The 21,587-nt window shown below is 58.3% G+C and carries 14 protein-coding genes; 13 read left to right on the top strand and 1 reads right to left on the bottom strand.

What is annotated here, in order from left to right:
* The first annotated feature begins 17 nt into the window (after positions 1 to 17).
* The 13 genes from ENJ19_11300 (at position 18) to ENJ19_11360 (ending at position 17,185) form a co-directional block, all read left to right on the top strand.
* Entirely contained in the window at positions 18 to 638 is a 621-nt protein-coding gene (locus ENJ19_11300) for a hypothetical protein (GenBank protein HHM06306.1), read from the top strand.
* A 497-nt stretch (positions 639 to 1,135) separates the two neighbouring features.
* The gene (locus ENJ19_11305) at positions 1,136 to 1,447 is read left to right on the top strand and encodes an STAS domain-containing protein (GenBank protein ID HHM06307.1); all 312 of its coding nucleotides are present in this window, start codon (positions 1,136 to 1,138) and stop codon (positions 1,445 to 1,447) included.
* Positions 1,448 to 1,494: 47 nt separating this feature from the next.
* Entirely contained in the window at positions 1,495 to 1,860 is a 366-nt protein-coding gene (locus tag ENJ19_11310; GenBank protein ID HHM06308.1) for a response regulator, read from the top strand.
* Between the two features lie 4 nt (positions 1,861 to 1,864).
* Positions 1,865 to 3,976: a chemotaxis protein CheA gene (locus ENJ19_11315; GenBank protein ID HHM06309.1), complete on the top strand. Its 2,112-nt coding sequence runs from the start codon at positions 1,865 to 1,867 to the stop codon at positions 3,974 to 3,976.
* 12 nt (positions 3,977 to 3,988) lie between these two features.
* Positions 3,989 to 4,492, top strand: a complete 504-nt coding sequence (locus tag ENJ19_11320; protein HHM06310.1) for a purine-binding chemotaxis protein CheW — start codon at positions 3,989 to 3,991, stop codon at positions 4,490 to 4,492.
* 251 nt (positions 4,493 to 4,743) lie between these two features.
* Positions 4,744 to 7,542 carry a PAS domain-containing protein gene (locus ENJ19_11325; protein ID HHM06311.1) on the top strand — a complete coding sequence of 933 codons (2,799 nt, stop codon included), beginning with the start codon at positions 4,744 to 4,746 and terminating at the stop codon, positions 7,540 to 7,542.
* An 86-nt stretch (positions 7,543 to 7,628) separates the two neighbouring features.
* On the top strand, positions 7,629 to 8,465 hold the full coding sequence (locus ENJ19_11330) for a protein-glutamate O-methyltransferase CheR (GenBank protein HHM06312.1): 837 nt from the start codon (positions 7,629 to 7,631) through the stop codon (positions 8,463 to 8,465).
* Positions 8,465 to 9,112 (top strand): chemoreceptor glutamine deamidase CheD, encoded by a 648-nt coding sequence (gene cheD / locus ENJ19_11335; GenBank protein ID HHM06313.1) that lies wholly within the window; start codon positions 8,465 to 8,467, stop codon positions 9,110 to 9,112. Before ENJ19_11330 ends, cheD begins: the two co-directional genes overlap by 1 nt.
* 45 nt (positions 9,113 to 9,157) lie before the next feature.
* Entirely contained in the window at positions 9,158 to 10,276 is a 1,119-nt protein-coding gene (locus ENJ19_11340; protein ID HHM06314.1) for a chemotaxis response regulator protein-glutamate methylesterase, read from the top strand.
* A 13-nt stretch (positions 10,277 to 10,289) separates the two neighbouring features.
* Complete coding sequence (locus ENJ19_11345; protein HHM06315.1) at positions 10,290 to 11,501, top strand: hypothetical protein; 1,212 nt, start codon at positions 10,290 to 10,292, stop codon at positions 11,499 to 11,501.
* 24 nt (positions 11,502 to 11,525) lie between these two features.
* The gene (locus tag ENJ19_11350; protein HHM06316.1) at positions 11,526 to 11,849 is read left to right on the top strand and encodes an anti-sigma factor antagonist; all 324 of its coding nucleotides are present in this window, start codon (positions 11,526 to 11,528) and stop codon (positions 11,847 to 11,849) included.
* Positions 11,850 to 11,889: 40 nt separating this feature from the next.
* The gene (locus ENJ19_11355; GenBank protein HHM06317.1) at positions 11,890 to 13,587 is read left to right on the top strand and encodes a response regulator; all 1,698 of its coding nucleotides are present in this window, start codon (positions 11,890 to 11,892) and stop codon (positions 13,585 to 13,587) included.
* Entirely contained in the window at positions 13,541 to 17,185 is a 3,645-nt protein-coding gene (locus ENJ19_11360; GenBank protein HHM06318.1) for a response regulator, read from the top strand. The genes ENJ19_11355 and ENJ19_11360 overlap by 47 nt, the downstream gene beginning before the upstream one ends.
* 10 nt (positions 17,186 to 17,195) lie before the next feature.
* Here ENJ19_11360 and ENJ19_11365 read toward each other — a convergent pair whose 3' ends face one another.
* Positions 17,196 to 20,936, bottom strand: coding sequence for a hypothetical protein (locus tag ENJ19_11365; protein HHM06319.1), 3,741 nt, complete (start codon positions 20,934 to 20,936; stop codon positions 17,196 to 17,198).
* Between the last annotated feature and the right edge of the window lie 651 nt (positions 20,937 to 21,587).

Consider the following 21,587-nt stretch of genomic DNA (forward strand, 5'->3'; position numbering starts at 1 on the left):
ACGCCTTCCCTCACGGCATGGTTTTTTCAACAGTTCTTGGCAAGATCTACAATCTCAACAACGGTTACAGAAATGTTGTCACCATTGATCCCCTCAGCGCCACGGTGGAACGCGTCGCGCCCATGGCGGTGAGCAGCAATCTGTTGCTGAGTCCCTGCGGACGTTACCTGATCGGTAAAGGTGTGGACAGAACGCGTGATGCCGATCATGTGATCGGCCGGATCTCCGTCATGGACGCGGAAACCGGGGTGATGGTGAGTACCATGGACTTCCAGGACGTCTACCCCAGCGTCTACCGTTTCAATGCCGATGGCAGCCGCTTGTACGTGACAACGGCCGCCACCGGCAAGGGAACGCAGCGGGACAACATCAATCTGACCGACGTGCTGGTCTTTGATGCGGGGCAGCTTCCCGAACTCTGCCTGACTCAGCGCCTTGCCGTCGGGGCGGCAGACTGCGGGCGGCGCTCCCTGGCGTTCTCACCTTTGGCGGGGCGGGTGTTCGTGCCCAACCCCAGCGATGGCACACTGACCATACTGGACGCGAACAACGAACTGCTGGAAACGGTGCGCCTGAGCGAGGCGCCCGCCAAAGAAGTGAATTTTTCGTTCTGGCAGACGCCCATGTACGGTGGCTGAGAGCATCGGGCAGCGCCATCGGCCGGGAGCGGGATTCCGGGCGTGTCGTTGCGGCCGCGTGGCGCCACGGCGGTTCTCGCCGGCGTGAATCCGGCCCCCTCTTTCGTCAGTTACGCGTAGCGATCGCGCCGGAGATCCCCGGGGGCCGGATGCGGCCGCGGCGTCGCCCGCGCCCGGCAGCCATAGCCTGCGGCGTTTTTGCTGCTGGCAGGTTCCGCTTTGTGCTTCTCCGTATGATCGTTTTCCATCCTTCCCCCAATTGAATCCACCCGTTTCGCTGAAACGGGCGCTGCGTGGCATGCCGCGCAACGCCGGCATGCCCAGCGCAATGCCCTCATTCTGTCTTCACGGTATTTCTGCGGTTATTTCAATCACTTAACTGCCAGCCGGGGTTTCCCCCGCTAGCCTCGCTGCTGTTCTGATTTCACCTAAAGTTGTTGCATCGGCTGCCGAAAACCCAGTTGATCCGATGGCTTGGCAGGAGCAAGGAACCAACAATGAGCGAAGCGGCGGCAGTGATAGCGATAGACAACGGAAAGGACAGCGCCCTGGTAAGCGGGGAGGGCGAATGGACCATCAACAATGCGGCGGAGATAAAAGAAACGCTGGTCCAGGCGCTGGCAACTGAAAAACCCGTATCCATGGATGTTACAAAAGTCACGAGAATGGATACCCCGGTCATGCAACTACTTCTTTCTTTCAAGCAAGACGCCAAGGGAAAAGGCGTTGATATTGACTGGCAGGGGGTCAATGAAACGGTGAGGGCTACGAGTGACATTCTTGGAATGTCGGCGCAACTCGGGTTTTGAGCCCGGCTTCGTACGCTGATCAAACAGTACCTATCAGGGGAAGAGCAATGGCGACAATCTTAGCGGTCGATGATTCTGCTTCGATGAGGCAGATGGTGTCATTCACGCTGCAAAATGCCGGCTACGATGTAGTGCAGGCGGTGGACGGGCAAGACGCCCTGAACAAGGCAAAGAGCAGCAGCAACGTGAATCTGGTGTTGACGGATGTGAACATGCCCAACATGGATGGCATCAGCCTGATCAAAGAACTCAGGTCTTTACCGAATTACAAGTTTACTCCGATATTGATGTTGACCACCGAATCCGGTGCGAACAAAAAGCAGGAAGGCAAGGCGGCCGGCGCGACGGGATGGATAGTGAAACCCTTCAACCCGGATCAGCTCATTGCGACCATAAAGAAAGTGATGAGGTAGTCTCATGGCCATAGACATGGACCAGTTTCTTCATACCTTTTATGAAGAGAGCTTCGAGGGATTGGAGATCATGGAATCCAATCTCCTCAATCTGGACGTGGGCGCCGCTGATGATGACATGGTGAACAGCATATTCCGGGCCGCCCACTCCATCAAAGGTGGCAGCGCCACCTTCGGTTTGACGGATGTCGCGGAATTCACCCACGTGCTGGAAACGCTGCTGGATGAGGTGCGGGACGGCAAGCGCTGCGTCACCCAGGAACTGGTGGATCTCTTTTTGCGGTGTGTGGACTGCCTCAAGGATATGCTGACCTCGCTGCAAGACGGTGAGGCGGTGGATCAGGAAAAAAAACAAGGCCTGCAGGCTGAGCTGGAGGCAGAGCTGAATGGTGGGGACAAAGAACCCCCTTCAGAACCGTCCCGGCCCACGGAACCGGCCGCGGCGGAGGGTGAACCCAAAGCCAGAATTTGGAAAATAAGCTTCAAACCCCTGCATCACTTGTTTAAAACCGGGAATGATCCCGAGCTGATATTTCAGGAGCTGGCTTCCCACGGCACCTTGCAGGCCACGGTGAATTGTGACGATCTGCCCATATTGGCCGACGTCGACCCGGAAGATTGCTACTTGTCCTGGGAACTGCAGATGGCCAGCGCCTCGTCCCGGGACGAGCTGAAAGCGGCTTTTGAATGGGTGGAAGACGACTGCGAACTCAGCATTGAGGAGTCGGGTGAGGCCCGGGTCCCGGCGGCGCAGACCGGCGGAGAAAGCAACAGCGAGGCCGTCAAAGGAGAACACCGTTCAGCCTCCCCGCCGCCGCTCCAGAAGAACGCGCCGGCAAGGTCAGGAAAGGCCGGCAGCGACAAGCCGTCGAAAGTGTCCAAGGGCGAGGGCAGTTCGATCAGGGTGTCCATAGACAAGATCGATGACTTGATCAATATGGTCGGAGAGCTGGTTATCACCCAGTCCATGTTGGGCCAGATCAGTGCGGATTTCAGTGAAATCACCCCAAACGATTTTGAAAAGCTGAAAGACGGTCTGGCCAACCTGGAACGCAATACCAGGGAATTGCAGGAAAGCGTGATGCGTATCCGCATGCTTCCCATCAGCTTCGCTTTCAACAGGTTTCCCCGCATGGTTCACGATCTGAGTTCAAAGCTCAACAAATCGGTGGTTCTGAAAATGTCGGGTGAACAGACCGAGCTTGACAAGACCGTAATGGAGAAAATAGGCGATCCTCTGGTTCATCTTGTCAGGAACTCACTGGACCATGGCATAGAAACCCCGGAAGAACGCCGCAAGGCCGGCAAACCGGAGACGGGCACGGTGCATTTAAACGCCTTCCACAAAGGCGGAAACATTGTTATCGAGATCACCGACGACGGCGCCGGAATCAACAAGGAGCGGGTGTTGCGCAAGGCGATCGAGCGCGGCCTGGTCAATGAAGGTGAGACCTTGTCCGACGAGCACATCTACGATCTGTTGTTCGAGCCCGGGTTTTCCACTGCGGCGCAGGTGAGCGATGTCTCCGGCCGCGGTGTGGGCATGGATGTCGTCAAGAGAAATATGCAGGACCTGGGGGGCTCCATAGAACTGGATTCGGTGGAGGGACAAGGCAGCACCTTCCGCATACGCCTGCCATTGACGCTGGCCATACTGGATGGCCAGCTGGTGCGGGTGGGATCCGATACCTTTATTATCCCCCTGGTGTCCATTGTTGAGTCGCTGCAAATCAACGAGAAAAGCGTCAATACCATCGCCGGAAGCTCTGAAATCTACAAGCTGCGCGATGACTACATTCCCATAGTGAGATTGTACGACGTGTTTGGACAGACACCGGACAGCGAAAACCTGGTCGGCGGCCTGTTGGTGGTTGTGGAGGGCGAAGGGCAGAAAGTGGGGCTCTTTGTCGATGAGATGCTGGGCCAGCAGCAGGTTGTCATCAAGAGCCTGGAAACCAACTTCAAGAGAATAGAAGGTATTTCAGGTGCGACCATATTGGGCGACGGCAAAGTCTCATTGATACTGGATGTCGCAGGGTTGATCAGGGCGTCGCAGTCGTTCCCACGCCGGCCCCGGGCACCGCTGGTGGACTCAGGCCTCAATGCCGTAGCGTAAGGAGCTTCGACGATGAATTTAGCACATGCTCAAGAATTGGATACTGAAGTGGGTACCAGCGTGGACTCCGAGCAGTATCTCACCTTCATACTGGACGGCGAAGAGTATGGGGTGGACATACTCAGAGTTCAGGAAATAAAAGGCTGGGAGAAGGAAACGCCCATACCCAATACACCAAGTTATGTCAGAGGTGTGATCAATCTGCGGGGGACCATTGTTCCCATTATTGATTTGCGGCAGCGGTTCTCCATGACGGAAATTCCATATGGGCCCACTACCGTCGTCATCGTTCTCAAAGTGGTCTCTCAAAACGGTGACAGAACCATGGGCGTGGTGGTCGACGCGGTGTCGGAGGTCTACAACGTGACGGGTGACCAACTCAAAACCGCCCCGGATCTGGGCGGTATGGTGAGCGCGGAGTTCGTCAAGGGTCTGGCTACCGTGGATGAAAAAATGGTCATCGTGCTGGACATTGACCGGCTGCTGAACGGCAGCGATACGGGTTCTTTCGAGTGAGAGACCGATTTAGGAGGTGTGCCGTGCGGGAAGCGGGTGTCAGCAGGCCGGCCGGGAAGAACGAGCGGGAAATCCGGGCACTCAGTCCACGCTGCGGTGGCGCCCGTCCTGCCGGAAAAAAAGGACCGACGGCAAAGTCATCGTCGCTGACCGAGTTCCTGGCCCATTTTGCGTTTATGGCGCAGTGACGGCGACATGTCGCAAAGGACAGGCTGCCGGGTCATGTCCGGCGATTTATATGCGGTAACGATATGAACCAGGAAGCCGCCAAGAAGAGCCCCCTGGGCCTGGATGTGGAACTGCTGCAAAGTACGTTGAAGGTGCTGGTCAGGCGCCGGAGTTTCGTCAAGAACTTCTACAACAAGGTGTTTGAGGAGATTCCCGCGGCCCGCCGGCTGTTTGCCAACACCGACATGGTTCAGCAACAGAAAAAATTGCTGGGCGTGCTGAAAACAGTAGTGGGACAGCTTCATAATCCGGATGCGATGATCCCCCAGCTCAAAGCGCTGGGCCGGCTGCATGGAAGGCTGGGCGTTACGCGGGATGATTATGATGCCGTCAACAGGCTTCTCCTGGCTGCCATGAAAGAAGCGGCAGGGGAAATGTGGAGCGAAGAATGTCAGATTGCGTGGGGCGATGCCTTGAACACCGTCGCCTCAATCATGCAGGAAGACCATCACGAGGACAATGGAACAATGGCAGTGAACACGAAAGAGCGGAGCGGCATCACTGCCGGTCATGCGGAAGATGAATTGGCGAAGGTCCGGGGTGTTTTGGAAAATGCTTTTACTCCCATGATGATGATAGACCGGGACCTGGTCATCACATATGTCAACAAAGCGACGGTCAGGCTGTTGCAGGAAAACGAAGAGACGCTGGCGAAGATTTACCCCAGGCTGGATCTGTCCAAACTGGTTGGGACTTGTATTGACGTGTTTCACGCCAACCCCTCCCATCAGCGCCAGCTCCTGTCGCGGCCGGAGAATCTGCCCTATTCCACCGATATTGAGGTAGGGCCGCTGACTTTCCGTATCAATGTAACGGCGATGTACGACAGCAGCGGCGAGTATATCGGCAACAGCCTGGAGTGGATGGACGTCAGCAGGGAACGTGCCCACGCCGATGCCTCCATGCGCACCCAGGCCGCCGTGGACAACGCCATAACCGCCATCATGATGATAGATCGTGATTTGAAGGTGACGTATGCCAACAAGGCGACGGTGCGGATGCTGAAGAAATATGAGGCGGAGCTGCGTTCGCTGTACCCCGGTTTCAGCGCTGACAGGCTGGTGGGGTCGTGTATTGACGATTTTCACAGCAATCCTGCGCACCAAAGAAAGCTCTTGTCCGATCCTGCCAATCTGCCGTATGAGACGGACATTCATGTCGGCCCCCTTACCTTCCACATCAACGTTACGGCCATTACCGATGCGGCGGGCCGCTACGTGGGCAACTCGATGGAGTGGGAGGACGTTACCGAAAAACGAGCCAAGGACGAGGAAATAGCGCGGCTGCAGTCTGCTGTAGACGGTGCCACCACCAATATCATGCTGGCCAATACTGACTTTGAGATCACCTACGCCAATCCAGCCGTCCTGGCTATGCTGAGGCAACGGCAGAGTGAATTGCGCAAAGTGTTTCCCGGTTTGGATGTGGACAATCTGGTCGGGACCTGTATTGATGTGTTTCACAAGAATCCGTCCCACCAAAGAGCGCTGTTGTCCAATCCGGACAATCTGCCCGCCAAAGCGGAGATCGACCTGGGCGACGTTCAGTTTGAGGTGAATGCCACCGCCGTGGTCGATTCTGAGGGTGGCTGGCTGGGCAACATGGTGGAGTGGAAGGACATTACCGAGCAGAAAGATGCGGAGAAGCAGATAGCGCGGCTGATCGAGGCGGCGAGCCAGGGTGATCTCGAATCGCGGCTGGATTCATCCCGCTATGAGGGCTTCATGGCGTCCTTGAGTGAAGGGATCAACACCTTGCTCAATGCGGTGGTCGAGCCGCTGCGGGAAAGTACCCGCGTCATCAAGTCCATGTCTGACGGTGACCTCAGCCAGACCATGACGGGGGATTTTCAGGGTGACTTCAAGTCGCTGCAGGATGCGCTGAATGCCACGGTGTCCAATCTGAAGGATATGGTGGTTCGCATCCGCGAGGCCGCGTCAACCATTACCACGGGGGCGTCGGAAATATCCCAGGGAAACCAGGATCTGAGCCAGCGTACTGAGGAGCAGGCGTCTTCGCTGGAGGAAACAGCATCCAGCATGGAGGAACTGACCAGCACGGTCAAGCAGAATGCGGACAACGCCCGCCAGGCCAATCAACTGGCGGCGGGTGCCCGGGATCAGGCCGAAAAAGGCGGTGAGGTGGTCAGCAATGCGGTCTCGGCCATGGCGGAAATCAACGACAGCAGCAAGAAAATCGCCGACATTATCGGCGTCATTGATGAAATCGCCTTTCAGACCAATCTGCTGGCGCTGAACGCGGCGGTGGAGGCGGCCCGCGCCGGCGAGCAGGGTCGCGGTTTTGCGGTTGTGGCGACAGAGGTCAGGAATCTGGCGCAGCGCAGCGCTGCGGCGGCCAAGGAAATCAAGACGCTGATCAAAGACAGTGTCGAGAAGGTTGAAGACGGTACCAAGCTGGTGGATGAGTCCGGAAGCACCTTGGAAGAAATCGTCAATGCGGTAAAGAAAGTGAGTGACATCATCGCTGAGATTGCCGCCGCCAGCCAGGAACAGTCGTCTGGCATCGAGCAGGTGAACAAAGCCGTCATGCAGATGGACGAGGTGACTCAGCAAAACGCCGCCCTGGTGGAGGAGGCGGCATCTGCCAGCGAATCCATGGATGAGCAGGCCAAGGAGCTGGTGCGCCTGGTGAGCTTTTTCAAGATCGGCAACGATGAATCACCGTTGGAACCGCCGGCCGCGCCCCGCCGGGCTGCGAGCGCAGCCCTCCGGCCAGCCGCCAACCGGGGCGGCTCATCTGCGCCTGCCAGAAGGCAACCGTCTGCGTCGTCTGACGCCGATGGCGAGTGGGCGGAGTTCTGAGCGATGTGTCCCTGAGCGCAGAAGCCGGCGCCCGGGTCGGCCTCACTGCTGGTGTGAAGTCAGGTCCTATACCTTTGGGGAGAAACATGAACGGTGACAGGGAATTTCAGTTTACCGACCGGAATTTCAACGTCTTGAAGGAGCTGGCGGCGCAGTTTACCGGGATTGCACTCAGTGATGCCAAGCGGAACATGGTGTACAGCCGTCTGGCCAAGCGGGTGCGCGCGCTGGGGCTGGAGAACTTTGACGATTACTGCGATCTTCTCAGGCAGGGGGATAGCGATGAAGTGGGTAACTTTGTCAATGCCATTACCACCAACCTGACCTCATTCTTTCGTGAGAATCATCATTTCCAATATCTTTCAAACACTTTACTGCCGCACCTGAAAAAGGAAAAAAGCCGCGAACGCCGCCTGCGTGTCTGGTCTGCCGGCTGCTCCACCGGTGAAGAACCTTACAGCCTGGCCATCACCCTGGGGGAGTTTTTTAAAAATGAGCGTGGCTGGGATGTGAAAATACTCGCCACCGACCTGGACACCAACGTGCTGGACAAGGCCAGGCGCGGTGTATACGCCGCGGACCAGATCAAATCAATCCCCGCCTCTGTGGTCAGGCGTTGGTTCATAAAGGGAACGGGTGCAAACGCGGATGCGGTGAAGCTCCGCGATGCGGCCAGGCAGATGATTACCTTCAAGCAGCTCAACCTGATGGAAGAGTGGCCGATGCGCGGACCGTTCGACTTCATTTTTTGCAGAAACGTCGTGATTTATTTCACCAAGGAAACCCAACGGGTGTTGTTCGACCGCTATGCCAATTTGCTGGTGGAGCAGGGGCATCTCTTCATCGGTCACTCCGAAACGTTGTACAAGGTGTCGAACCGGTTTGATTCCCTCGGACAAACAATTTACAGAAAGAAAAGTTAATGAGATCGGCAAGGAAAACGTCACGGGGCCACCCGTCGGCACAGGACAGTCCGCCGCCGGTATTGCCCGGCTTTGAGCATATCAACCGGTACTGGGACAAACACACCAATGTGTTTACGGCAAAAATACTGCCGGGTGAGTACTACGTGACGATGTATGGGGAGGCCATTGTGACGGTATTGGGCTCGTGCGTGTCTGCCTGTATCCGCGACCGCAAGCTGGGCATCGGGGGAATGAATCACTTCATGTTGCCGGCGACAGCGGAGGACAACGGGCTCGGCGCCGCCACGCGCTATGGAAACTATGCCATGGAGCATCTGATCAACGACATCCTGAAGAACGGGGGCCGCCGTGCCAATCTGGAAGTCAAAGTTTTCGGCGGGGGGAAAATCCTTGCCCAAATGACCGACGTGGGGAAACGCAACATTGAATTTGTCCGGGAATACCTTCACCAGGAAGCGCTGGAGGTGGTGTCTGAAGATCTCGGGGATACCTGCCCGCGCAAGGTGCTGTACGAGCCGGCGTCGGGGCGGGCGCGGGTGAAGCGGTTGCAGTCGCTGCACAACAATACGGTGGTCGAGAGAGAGACCGAATACATGGGCCACTTGGCAAAAGACAAGGTCGAAGGTGATATCGAGCTCTTTTAGTTTGCATGGGGCATTCTTGGTCATTTATCAGTATGGTGTCAGGCAATGAGTGGTAGCGCGAAGATAAAAGTGTTGGTCATCGACGATTCCGCCTTGATCAGGAATCTGTTGACCGAGATGATCAACTCGGACCCGGGATGTGAGGTGGTCGGCGTCGCCCAGGACCCCCTTATGGCCAGGGAAAAAATAAAAAAGCTCAATCCGGACGTGCTGACGCTGGATGTAGAGATGCCAAAAATGGACGGCTTGACGTTTTTGTCCAACCTCATGAGGCTCAGGCCCATGCCGGTGGTCATGATTTCATCGTTGACCGAAAAGGGCGCGGATATCACCCTCCAGGCGCTGGAGTTGGGCGCGATTGACTTTGTTGCCAAGCCCAAGGTGGATGTTGCCCGATCGCTGGAGCAATACCGGCTTGAAATACTGGAAAAGATACATACCGCCGCCACTGTGAACGTCAAAGCGCGTGATGCGCGCGCCGCCGGCAGCGATGTGGGAGAAAAGCTCAGCGCCGACGCCATCTTGGAGAAAAAACCGGGTTTGTCGAAGTTCAGGACCACTGACACCATTATTGCCATAGGGGCGTCAACGGGCGGCACCGAGGCCATCAAGGAAGTGCTTATGGGAATGCCGGCGGACAGTCCGGCCATCGTGGTTACCCAGCATATTCCCGAGGCTTTCAGCGGCCCTTTCGCGAATCGCATGAACGCCAGCTGTCAGATGGTGGTGTGCGAGGCGGAGCACGGGCAGCAGATCGTTCCCGGGCATGTCTACATCGCCCCGGGGAGTCACCACCTGATTGTGGCCAGGGACGGCGCGCGCTATGTCTGCGAACTCAACGACGGGCCACCCGTCAACCGTCACAAGCCGTCTGTAGATGTCATGTTCCGTTCAGTGGCACAGAACGTGGGTCCCAATGCCATCGGGGCCATCCTGACAGGGATGGGTGACGATGGCGCACGGGGTCTGAAGGAAATGCTGAGCGCCGGCGCCTCAACGGTCGCCCAGGACGAAAACACCAGTGTGGTGTGGGGAATGCCCGGCGAAGCGGTAAAACTAAACGCCGCCCAGGCGGTGCTACCGTTGACGAAAATTGCGGGAAAGTTGTGCACACTGGCGGCATCGAGGAACCAAGCGGCAAAAAAAATAAGGCACAGCGCGTGACTGCTGCAATCCCATGACGCTGGAAAGAAAAAAGAAGCACATCCCGGGTGCCCTGCTGGCAGTGGCTGCAGCGGTGGCGATATCGTACTTCGTTGCGAGCCTGGATCAGAGCTGGCTCATTTATGCCGTGATCGTGGCGCTGGGACTTGGCCTTCACATTCAGACCAAGCGTCTCCAACAGTACCGCAAAGCGGTATCTGAGCAACGGCATCACAATTCCCGTGTGGCGGGCATGGTGGCGAAACTGGAAGATGAAGACCGGGCGCTCAGGCAGGATATGGTGGATCAGCTCGGTGGTGTCAAAGAGGAGGTGGACCAGGTCTACCGGATAGTCAATGACGCCATCAAGGGACTGACCGCAAGTTTTGAAGGGTTGCACCACCAAACGACAGAGCAGGGGGGGATACTGGCCAGTGTCCTGGACACGATGGGATCCAGTGTCAATGCTGAGGAGACGCTGAATTTCACCAGATTTGCCAGTGAAACAGAGCGCATCCTGATGGAATTTGTCGGCACCGTCATCGACACCAGCCACGGCAGCATGGGGCTGCTGCACCAGATGGATGATCTCAAAGACAAAGTCGGTGCTGTGATATCCATACTCGAGGAAGTCAGGGGTATTTCTGAGCAAACCAACCTGCTGGCTCTGAACGCGGCCATTGAGGCGGCCCGTGCGGGCGATGCCGGGCGCGGTTTCGCGGTGGTGGCGGATGAGGTCAGAAAGTTGTCAATAAAATCCAATGCCTTCAGTGATCAGATTGACGGTGTCATCAAAGATGCCATCCAGACCATGGAGTCGGCAAGGGGGGTGATCAATGAGATGGCATCCCGTGATCTCAATACAGTTCTGAGCTCGAAAAAGAAGGTGGATCAAATGTCTCAGGAAGTGGCCAGAATCAACGATTTCACGCAAAAAAAGCTTTCTGATGTGACTGTAATCAGCCAGAAGATTCACCAGGAGATCGGTTTGGCCATTACCTCTTTGCAGTTCGAGGACATGGTGACTCAGTTGATTGCGCATATAGACAAAACACTGGATGCCGTAGTGGAATCGGGCAGCATTGTGCCACCCCCAGGGGTTGACCGTGATGCTCTTGCCCGGCTGGAACAGTTGATCGCCCTGGCCCATGCCGCCAAGGAGCACCTGTCATTGTCCAGGCAGTCGCTGCGCCACAAGGCGGTCAACCAGAAAAAAATGGACGAGGGCGAGATTGACTTGTTTTAGCAGGCTGTTTAGGAGATGTGAGAAATGGCGCTTGTAAGTAAAATGTCAGGAGACAACAGCGAACTGGTGATTCATATTTCTGACCGGTTCGACTTCACCTTGCACCGGGAATTCAGAGAAGCCTATGAAAATGCCGCGAAGACGGGTACGCCAAGCAGATACATCGTAGATCTGAAAGGAACGGAATATATGGACAGCTCTGCGCTGGGCATGTTGTTGCTGTTGAGAGAGTATGCTGGCGGCGACTCCGCAGATATTACCATCCGTCATTGCACTCCGGCGATAAAAGATATTCTGGCCATTTCCAATTTCCAGAAGCTCTTTGATATTGAGGGGATGGCTGGCTAGGCCGGCGGTACCTGGCGCAGCATACAAAGGGCGGTGAGAAGTGAAGCGGAAGGAAAAGACCCTGATACTGGTTGCCGATGACGACCTCATCAACAGACGGGTGTTGACGGCGCTGTTGCATAAAGAAGGCTACGATGTCGTCTCGTCAAACGATGGCCGGGAAGCCGTGGCGGCCTGCATTGAGCACAATCCCGACCTCGTGTTGCTCGACGTCATGATGCCGGTTATGGACGGTTACGAGGCGGCCAGGGAGATCAAGGCCATGCAGGGCACAGGGTTTGTGCCGATAATTTTCCTCACCGCAATGACAGATGAAGAGTCCCTGGGAAAATGCATAGAAGCCGGGGGCGATGATTTCCTGACCAAGCCCTATAACAGGCAGATACTGCGGTCCAAGATCGCCTCCATGTTGCGGATACGGGAACTCTATTGCTCCGTAGTGCAGAAAAACAAAGAACTCGCGCTGTATCAGGATGCAACGGTAAAGGAGCTGGAGATTGCCAAGCATGTGTTTGAAAATATAACGCTGCAGACCCCCGCTGCCGACAGTGGTATCACCGTCTGGTCTTCCCCGATGACCCTGTTCAACGGCGACTTGCTGATGTCAGCGAAACGAAAGGGCGGTGGGATATATGTGATGTTATGCGATTTCACCGGTCATGGATTGCCGGCGGCGGTCGGCGCCCTGCCGGCGGCGGATGTGTTCAAGGCGATGACGTCCAAAAATCTCCCAATATCGGACATCGTCTCGGAGCTGAATGAAAAACTGACCAAACTGCTCCCGACCGGTTTGTTTTGCTCCATGGCGCTGCTGGAGATCAATGCGCAACGGAATACGCTGACTGTTTGCAACGCGGGCTTGCCGGAGATTTTTGTTGTCAACAGTGATGGTGCGAGAGTGGCGACCATAGGGTCACAGAATATACCCGTAGGCGTAAGCAACGGGGCGGGGCTTCATTGGCATCTCGATATTCTGCCGGTGGATCCCAAATGGGAAGTGCTGATGTATACCGATGGTCTGATCGAAGCGGTAGGGGAAACCGGCCAGATGTATGGATCCGACCGGCTCGAAAGCTGCCTGCTGCGGCATGCCGAAACTGATGACTTGTTTGAGCTGATCAAAGAAGATGTGCAGAGCTTCAGAGGCGATGTTGAGCAGAACGACGATATTTCCCTGATCAGAATACATTGCGGGCAGGCGGCCAGGATCGGCCGCGATGAGCCGGCCCGCAGGGCTGCGTTGGCACCGGGAAAAAACCGCTGCACGACGATCAACATGAATGCAAATCTCATCCGGGCGGCCGATCCGGCGGCCATCAGCGAGGAGATATTGCAGCAGGTGGGGGTTCCCGAGCAGGAGCGGGGGAAGATCTGCACCGTGATGATGGAGTTGTATTCGAATGCCCTGGAGCATGGCCTGCTTGGTCTGGGGGCGGAACTCAAGTCAGATCCTGCGGGCTTTGCGCAATATTACGTTGAACGGGGAAAGGCACTTGAGCGCCTGGAAAAAGAGTGGATAAAAATAGTGGTCTCGCTGACGGCCAGGGATGATGCGGCAATGGTGGATATTGAAGTTCATGACAGCGGTGATGGGTTTGACTACCACGCTGTGCTTAGCGGAGAGACGGATTCCTCACGCTTTTGTGGCAGGGGCCTGTCGCTGGTGCGTGGCTTTTGTGGTGACATCACCTATGAAGGCAACGGGAACGTGGCCAAGGCAAGATATCATCTGGGCTAGAGGTGAGGCGGGAATGATGGTGAGCAGTGCCGGCGAAATGCCCGAGCGAAGCGCTGGCGGCAAACAGGGGCTGCGCTCGGTGCACGCCCAAATACTCATTGTCAATGACAATGAAGACACCCGTGAGTATCTGGCCCGGCTTCTCCGGCGTGCGGGCTATACCGCGCTTACCCTGGTTGAAGATGCCTATTCTGCAATCGAGACGCTGACTGAGCAGCGCTTCGATATTATCATCAGTGACGTTCACATGCCGGGAATGGACGGCTGGCGTCTGGCACGCCTTGTCCGCAGTGGGGTGTTCAGGCAAAAGCGGAACGTTCCCTTTGTGCTGGTCTCGGCGACGTACAGCGATACCATTGCCGAGAGTACTGCGAGAGAATTTGAAGTTACGCGTTTCCTTTCTCTCCCCTTCGCTGATCAGGGAAGCTTCGTCGATATTGTGGAGGATTGTCTGCTTGCCGATCAACAGCTTGACTCCAAGCCGAAGGTGCTGGTGATAGAAGATGATTTTGACATAGGCGAGGTGGCAAGGCGGGTCTTGAAGGCCAACTATGACGTGGAGGTGGCTACTGATGGTGCTGCCGGCCTGGCGGCATGGAAGGAGCGGCGTCACGATCTGGTGTTGCTCGATGTGATGTTGCCCAAAATGGACGGCGGAGAGGTGTTGGGAAGTATCCTTGCCCAGGATCCTATTCAGCCGGTGGTGATTATGACCGCCGATGGCACGATGGAGCGGTGCGCCAGCTTCATGCTCTCCGGTGCGGTGGACTTTATCTCCAAGCCCTTTCGCACACCGCAGCTCAGATCAGTATGCGAGAAGGCGCTGCGGCGCAGGGACTGTATCTTGAGCAACAACCAGTTCGCCAGCCAAAGGGATTCAGCCAAGCACCTCAAGGCAAACCTGGATGCGCAAAAATATGCGCTGGATCAGCACGCCATAGTGGATGTGATAGACAGCAGTGGCAGGATAGTGTATGTCAACGAGAAATTCTGCACGCAGTCGGGTTATACGGCTTCGGAGCTGCTGGGGCGTCGTCGCACGGTTGTGGTAACGGAGTTTGGAGGGATGCCGTATTTCCCGCAAATGTGGTCGGCGGTGCGTGCCGGCGACAGTTGGCGGGGCGAAGTGAAGGTGACAAAAAAGGATGGCAGTTGTTGCTGGTTGGAAACCACGGCCGTCCCCGTCACCGGGCGCAGCGGTGCGCTTCATCAGGTTGTTGAGATTCAAACGGATATCACGAAAATAAAACGGGCGGAACAGGAACTCACGCAAACCCGGGCCCGGCTCAAGCATCTTTTGGACACCAGCCCCGCGACGATTTACAGTGCCGCCATCGACGACGGTTACAATATCACTTTCGTTAGTGAGAACATCAACTCGCTGCTTGGTATCGGAGCGGACGAGGTGGTGGCGGATGCGGACTTCTGGGAGGGGCATCTCCATCCGGACGATCTGGCTGCCTTTTTTTCCTGTGTCACATCCCTGGAGCGGGAGGGTGTGGCTTCGGGGGAATTCCGGCTGAAGGACAAAGAGGGGGTGTTTCATTGGGTACACAATGAGATGCGCCTGGTCAGGGACGGCGAAGGACAGCCGGTGGAAGTGGTCGGTTCCCTGATGGACGTGTCCGACCGCAAACAAACGGAGTATGAACTCCAACAGGCGATGGCGGAGGCTGAGAGGGCCAACGAGGCCAAATCGCAGTTTCTGGCGACCATGAGCCATGAGATCAGGACGCCGATGAACGGGATTTTGGGGATGACGGCGTTGTTGATGGACACCCCGCTGGATGCAGAACAGAGAAATTATGCCGAAACCGTAAAAAGTTCGGCCAATGCACTGTTGACTATCATCAATGATATTCTGGATTTTTCCAAGATTGAGGCCGGCAAGCTGGATTTGGAGGAGATCGAGTACGACTTTTTCAAAACGCTGGAAGACATTTTTGATTTGTTTGCGGAATTGAGTGAGCGCAAGGGGCTGGAACTGGGCCTGTTGGTGGATCACGATGTGCCGGAAGTGGTCAGAGGCGATCCCGGGCGGCTGCGCCAGATATTGATCAACCTCGTGGGCAATGCAATCAAGTTTACTGACCAGGGGCGGGTATTGCTCAAGGTGTCCATTGCAGGGCAGGCAGAAGGTGAATGGCAGTTTTTGTTTGAAGTGCAAGACACGGGTATTGGGCTTTCGGAAGCGGCGTGTGACAAGTTGTTCAGCGCGTTCAGTCAGGCGGACAGCAGCACCACCCGGCGCTTTGGGGGCACCGGGCTGGGTCTTGCCATAAGCAAACAGCTTGTTGAGATGATGGGCGGCAGTATAGGCGTTCACAGCGAAGAAGGCGTGGGATCGACGTTTTTCTTTACTTTGAAACTGGGTGTGACGCCGACGCCGGAAGCCGGGAAGAGCGCCCGGCAGGGGGCGGGCGGGCAGGAACTCGCCCTGTTCAGTGAGTCCGATCTTGTGGGGCAGATCTGCAACCACGCGCTGGGGCCGTGGGGTATCAAAACACGGATATTCCACGAGGTCGAAGCGGGGCTGGCGCAGCTCGCGGCGTGGCGCGATTCCGATTGTTGTGCGGATATCATTGTTGTGGATCTCGCCATGCGGGGGGATGGGGTCGGGCGGCTCACGGCCGGTGTTGGTGAGGTCAAGGCCAGGCACCGATGCCCGGTGTTGGCGCTGGTGCCCGTGGGTGCATCGGAACGCAGTGTACTGAGCCAGTATCCTTTTGTTGACGCCGTGCTCAGAAGGCCGCTGCGGCAAAGGATGGTGGCAAAGGAAGTGGCCGCGCTGATCAACTCAAACGACGGCGTTTGCGCCGAGGATGGCTTATGTGGTTCCGCGGAGACATCGCGTTTGTATCACGGTCTGCGGGTGCTTGTGGTAGAGGACAATGTCGTCAATCAACGTGTCGCCACGGGCTTGCTGGAGAAACTGGGTTGTTCGGTGGATGTGGCCCATGACGGCGCCGAGGCACTGGCGGCGGCCGAGCGGCGGCAATATGACCTTATCTTCATGGATTGCCGCATGCCGAACATGGACGGTTTTGAGGCCACCAGGATATTGCGCGAGCGGGAACAGCCCGGCGTTCACGTCCCTATTGCAGCGATGACGGCAGATGTTCTTGACGATGGGCGGGACAAGTGCCTGGCGGCAGGCATGGATGATTACATTTCCAAACCGGTGACCAACGACAAGTTGATATTGGCCCTGGAACGCTGGGGGCGGAAGGGTTCGGCCGGGAAGAGCGCCGCTTCGGAAGACGTTCGTGTGCAGGTGGACGAAAAAATAATGAACGGCCTGCGCGAGGTGCTGGAGGATGAACTGCCGGCGCTGGTGCAGGCCTATCTGGATGACGTGCCGCAGCGCCTGGCGGAACTGCGTGGTGCCCTTGAGGCCCGCGATATCCGGGCTGCAGAGCGCCAGGCCCATACCTTGAAGGGCAGCAGCAAAAGCCTGGGTGCCATGGAGATGGCGGCAAGCTGTGAAGCCCTGGAGAATGTGCTGCGGCAGGATGATCCCGGCGCCGCCGGTGGCGCCATCGAAGTGATCGAAAGCGCGTTTGAGCGCGCCCGACTGCAGTTGAGCCGCTGTCTGTGAGGCCGCGGCATCAGTCAGCCTCCAGGGTATAGAGCAGATCGGCCCCGCTGCGGGTGCCGCTTTCTGCTTCCAGTGCCCACAGTCGGCTGATTTGATAGCGGAGCAAAAACACATTGAGTCGTTCGAACAGTCCCACACCGTAGCTCAGATACAGCTTGGGGCTCAGGTAGTGGCGTATGACCAGGGCACCTTCGCCAAAGCCGCCGCCTGATTCTATGCGCAGGTCGTCGATACCAAAATGCTGACCGATTTGCGCGGCCAGCAGGCCGCCTCCCGCCAAGCCCAGGGACACCGCGGCGCCGTAGATGTTTTTCCCTTCGCTGGGGGTGGCGGAGTTCATTGGCCGGCCTATAAGTATGTAGGCCAGGATATCGGCTTCGGCCATCGTCGGGTCTGAGAACAGCGTCAGGCGCGGCGATTTCAGCTGGCCGCGCACCAGCACGCCGGCCGTGACGTCCTGGATGTGGCGGGCCGCGCGAATGTCCAGGCCCGGATTGTCCAGCGGGCCGCCAAAGAACAACAAGCGTCCTCGTTCTATCTTAAGATTCTGACCGTAGGCGCGGTATTCACCTTCTGTCACCCGCAACTCGCCGCGGGCGGTGGTGATCTGGCCGGTGATGAAATTGATGGCCACATTGCCGCTGGCGCGGGCGCGCAAGCCGAACCCTTTGAAGCGGACAAACTCACCCAGCCGCAGCCGGATGTCGGCATTGACCTTCCAGGGGGATGGCGGCGGCCGTTCCCCCTCTTGGGCCGGCAGGGCATCGTCCGACGTTTGTATGGCGCTGCTGAGATCCTGCGGCCGGGCGTAGGCCTGCGGTATGAACAACTCGCCGCCCAAGGTGATGTTTTTGTCGCGGACGTTCAGTTTGAGCTTGGGGGAGGCAAGGAGCTGGAATTCCGGCGTATTGCTGAAGGTGACCCGGTTTCCCGTCAGGCTGAGTTCGGCACGGTTCAGCCTGGCATGGCCAAGGTCAGCCGTTCCCGCGATGTGCAGTTCGCCGCCTGACTTCAGACTCAGACTGAAGCGGGCGGCGCCGCTGCGATCCACTTTCAGGGAGGCGCCGATATCGTTGGGACTGATGCCCAGCGCCGGGATTTCCACCCGGCCCCGCCTTAGTGTTGCCTCCAGCGCGACTTGCGGTGCGTTGGGGCTGCCGGAGAATTCGCTTTTCAGCGAGAGCTTGCCGTCAATGCGGGCCAATTCCGGGAACAACACGGTCAGCCCATCCAGGTTCAGAAGCTCGGCATAGATGTCGCCGCGTAACTGAGGGGCTGCGGTTTCACCCGCTCCGGTGCGGGATACGGACAGCGTGCCGGAAAAGCCGCCACCTCCGGCAAATCCCAGGCCGGCCACCAGTTGCACCTTGTCCGCATCCAGGAAGAGGGCGGCGCCGCCGCCGCTGTAGGCCCAGTCGATGTTCAAAGGCGTGTAATGCAGCGCGCCGGGGGCGATTTCCATATAGGCCGCGCCCTTTATGGGCGTACCGGGAGCCCCCTGCAGGAAGGCGTCCGCCGTGGTCTGACCGTCGCCGGCCCGCCAGGTATCAGGCAGCCAATCCTGCAGCAGGGCAGTGCCAAGGTGGCGGGCGTGGGCTTCAGCCTGCCAGGCGCCGCTTGGGCGGTGTTCGCCCCGGGCGCATATCTCGGCGCCGTCGTCGTGCTTCAGACACAAGCGGGAAATACGGATGTGCCGGCGCGCTGCCCGCAGCGGCGTGGCGGCGTCTGAGCGCCAACGGCCGAAGCGGGAGGTGTCAAGGGCCAGGTGCGCGATGCTCCCGGACCAGGCGTGATCCGCGTAGGCCCCCACCAGTTCCACGGCGACTCTCGCCTCCGGCGCGTCCACCATCGCCGCCGCGCTGTGTTGCGCCAGTGTGCCGTCCATACGCAGTGTCATGGTCTCCACGGAAGTGGTATCCAAAGTGATGCCATCACTGTTCACCTGCACCATGGAGGGCATGGCATCTTGCAGATCCACGACCGCCACCCCTTCCGCGCGTGCCACGGCGAGCTCACCGTAGTGGAGTTCGCGCACGGTGGCCGTGGCGCTGATGAGGGGGGTATCGCGGGGGCCACTGAGGTAGGCAGCGCCCAAGAGCTCACCGCGGCCGGTACCGGGCAGCGTCTTGAGGTCGGGAGCGGTGACACGCAGGCGCATGTCCCATTCATCACTCAGGCGGCCTTCGGCACGCAGTATATTGGGACCGGAAGCCAGGTGGAGCGCCGTGATACGGAGGGTGTCGCCGCTGAGCCGCAGGTCGGCCTCTGCCGCCACCGGCCAGCCCTTCAGCGTGCCGTTGAGCTTGGGCACGGTGAGCGCGATATACCGCTCGGGTCCCAGCCTGCCCTCGCTGCTGGCGCTGAATGCCAGGTGCGCCGGCCACTGTGGCCACTGGGCGCCGGGATTGATTCGGCGGCCGTCCAGCGTGGCGTTCCAAGTGAAAGAGGGGGCCCAGGTCCAGTGCGCCTGGCCGGATAATTCCCCCTCCAGAATTGTGGCGTGCACCGTTTCCGCGGTGAAGCCGCTTTGGTTGCCGTGACCCTGGATGTGCCAATGTCCCGCGGGGAAGTCCGGCCCCTCCAGCCCGGCCTCGGCAGTCACCTGATAGCGCTCCAGGCCGCCGTTTACCGCAAAGCGACCCGCCGTGCTTCTGAGCCGGGCGGTGCCCCCCAGCGGCCAACGGAGCTGCGACCACTGCCCGCTCAGTGCCACTCGGGGTGAACCCCGGCGGAGTTGTGTGATCCGCCCCTTGAAGCGCAAGGTGCTCTCCCCCAGCGCCACAGACCACGCTTTGATATCCACCGTTTGCCCGCGGTCGTAGGAGAGATTCACCGTATGCTTCAAATCCAGCTTGCCTGTCACCGTGCTCGCCGTGCCGCGCACGGCGACAGCGCGATGATCACCTTGCCCTTGCAGTTGTGCGCCGATGCGCAGCGGCCGGGCCCGGGGAAAAAAGCGGCGGATGTCAGTCTCCGGCAGATTCAGCTCTGCGGTCCAGTGACGCTTGCCCAGGGCCTGGTACAGCGTTCCCTGTATCCGCGCCGTGGCCGGTTGGATCAGCCGGAGTTCAACGCGCAGGGTCTGCACATCGCCGCTGAGCGTGGCCCGGCCCTCCCAGGCTTGAGCGGGTGCCGGCGCCGCCCGCCAGTGCAGGCCCAGCTCAAGGGGATAGTGCGCCCGTGTGCGCAGCCTGCCCCGCAGTTCAGCCGTTCCCTGGGGCGCGGTGAGGCTGAGCCGGGTGATGTTCAGGCTGTCGTTGACGAAGCTGCCGCTGAAGTGGGTGTGCTCCAGGGCCAGGGCGGACTCCCCCGTCTCGTCGGCGAAATAATGAAACTGGTCGACTTCCAGCCGGTCCACGATCAGTGCGAGGGGGCTTTGCAGATCCGGGAGGGTGATGGGGGTGTCACTGTTGCCGGGCGTCGCACTCGTGGGGATATGCGCGTTCACCCCCGACAACACCAGATGCGTCAGGCGCAGCCGGCCCCGGGCCAAGTCACCGGGCTGCCAGTCCAGGTCCAGCGCGGCAATGGCGATGCGTCTGTGGGCATCCTCGTAGCGGATCCCTTGCAGCCGCAGCGGGCCGATCCAGCGCCCCTGTGCGCGCTCGATGTGCAGCCCGGGCACCCATGCCTGGAGCAGGGCGACGGACCATCGCAGGCCGTATCCGCTGCCCGCCACAGCGGCGATACCCAGCCCCAGCACTGTGAACAAAATAAGGCATGACAACAAAAGCCTTGCCGGCCACCTCATTCCGGGAACCTCATGTCTCGCGGGGATGGACGCTGCTGCCTGTCATGTTAGCCCAACACAGGGTGGTGGTGCACCGGGGATCCCGGGGGGGAGCGGGGGGGCAAGGTGCTGTGACAATGTGACAAGCTGTCGGGGAGGCGGAATGTCAGGCAAAGCGGCGGGGGCGGAAGAACGAAAGCAGGCTATGGCAGCCCTTCGGCGTGGCGCGGACAACCGGTGCTTGCCCCGTGCCGCAGACGAGCGAAAGACCCTTGTGGAATAAGGGTCTTTCGCCCCCCCCATTTACCTTGGGGGGACCGGCGGTTGTTTTCCGGGTCTGGAACTACTCAGGCGTTGCTTTCGGCAGACGCCTTCAGCATGACGCTGACGTTTACCAGAGCCGCGATACCGATAATGATGGCCAACACAACTGGGGTTTCCATAGTCCTCTCCTCTGTCTTGGAAAAGCTTAATTTCTCTATGTCAATAATTGAGTAAAATACTCAGGTAATGAGTCTACGCATTCGCGCCATGCTCATCAACATAGAAATAGTGTGTGTTATTAACCCGGCAATTAGGATTGTCGGGTTAATAGCGCGGCACAGGGATGTGCCGCCATTGGCGCAAGTCAATGCGAGCCCGCGAAATACCAGCCATTTCGCACAATGGCGC

The sequence above is a fragment of the Gammaproteobacteria bacterium genome, from assembly GCA_011375345.1.
Lineage (GTDB): Bacteria > Pseudomonadota > Gammaproteobacteria > DRLM01 > DRLM01 > DRLM01.

Coding starts and splice junctions, on each gene's coding strand:
- ENJ19_11300 (HHM06306.1), top strand. CDS start 18: ATGGTTTTTTCAACAGTTCTTGGCAAGATCTACAATCTCAACAACGGT.
- ENJ19_11305 (HHM06307.1), top strand. CDS start 1,136: ATGAGCGAAGCGGCGGCAGTGATAGCGATAGACAACGGAAAGGACAGC.
- ENJ19_11310 (HHM06308.1), top strand. CDS start 1,495: ATGGCGACAATCTTAGCGGTCGATGATTCTGCTTCGATGAGGCAGATG.
- ENJ19_11315 (HHM06309.1), top strand. CDS start 1,865: ATGGCCATAGACATGGACCAGTTTCTTCATACCTTTTATGAAGAGAGC.
- ENJ19_11320 (HHM06310.1), top strand. CDS start 3,989: ATGAATTTAGCACATGCTCAAGAATTGGATACTGAAGTGGGTACCAGC.
- ENJ19_11325 (HHM06311.1), top strand. CDS start 4,744: ATGAACCAGGAAGCCGCCAAGAAGAGCCCCCTGGGCCTGGATGTGGAA.
- ENJ19_11330 (HHM06312.1), top strand. CDS start 7,629: ATGAACGGTGACAGGGAATTTCAGTTTACCGACCGGAATTTCAACGTC.
- cheD (HHM06313.1), top strand. CDS start 8,465: ATGAGATCGGCAAGGAAAACGTCACGGGGCCACCCGTCGGCACAGGAC.
- ENJ19_11340 (HHM06314.1), top strand. CDS start 9,158: ATGAGTGGTAGCGCGAAGATAAAAGTGTTGGTCATCGACGATTCCGCC.
- ENJ19_11345 (HHM06315.1), top strand. CDS start 10,290: ATGACGCTGGAAAGAAAAAAGAAGCACATCCCGGGTGCCCTGCTGGCA.
- ENJ19_11350 (HHM06316.1), top strand. CDS start 11,526: ATGGCGCTTGTAAGTAAAATGTCAGGAGACAACAGCGAACTGGTGATT.
- ENJ19_11360 (HHM06318.1), top strand. CDS start 13,541: ATGAAGGCAACGGGAACGTGGCCAAGGCAAGATATCATCTGGGCTAGA.
- ENJ19_11365 (HHM06319.1), bottom strand. CDS start 20,936: ATGAGGTGGCCGGCAAGGCTTTTGTTGTCATGCCTTATTTTGTTCACA.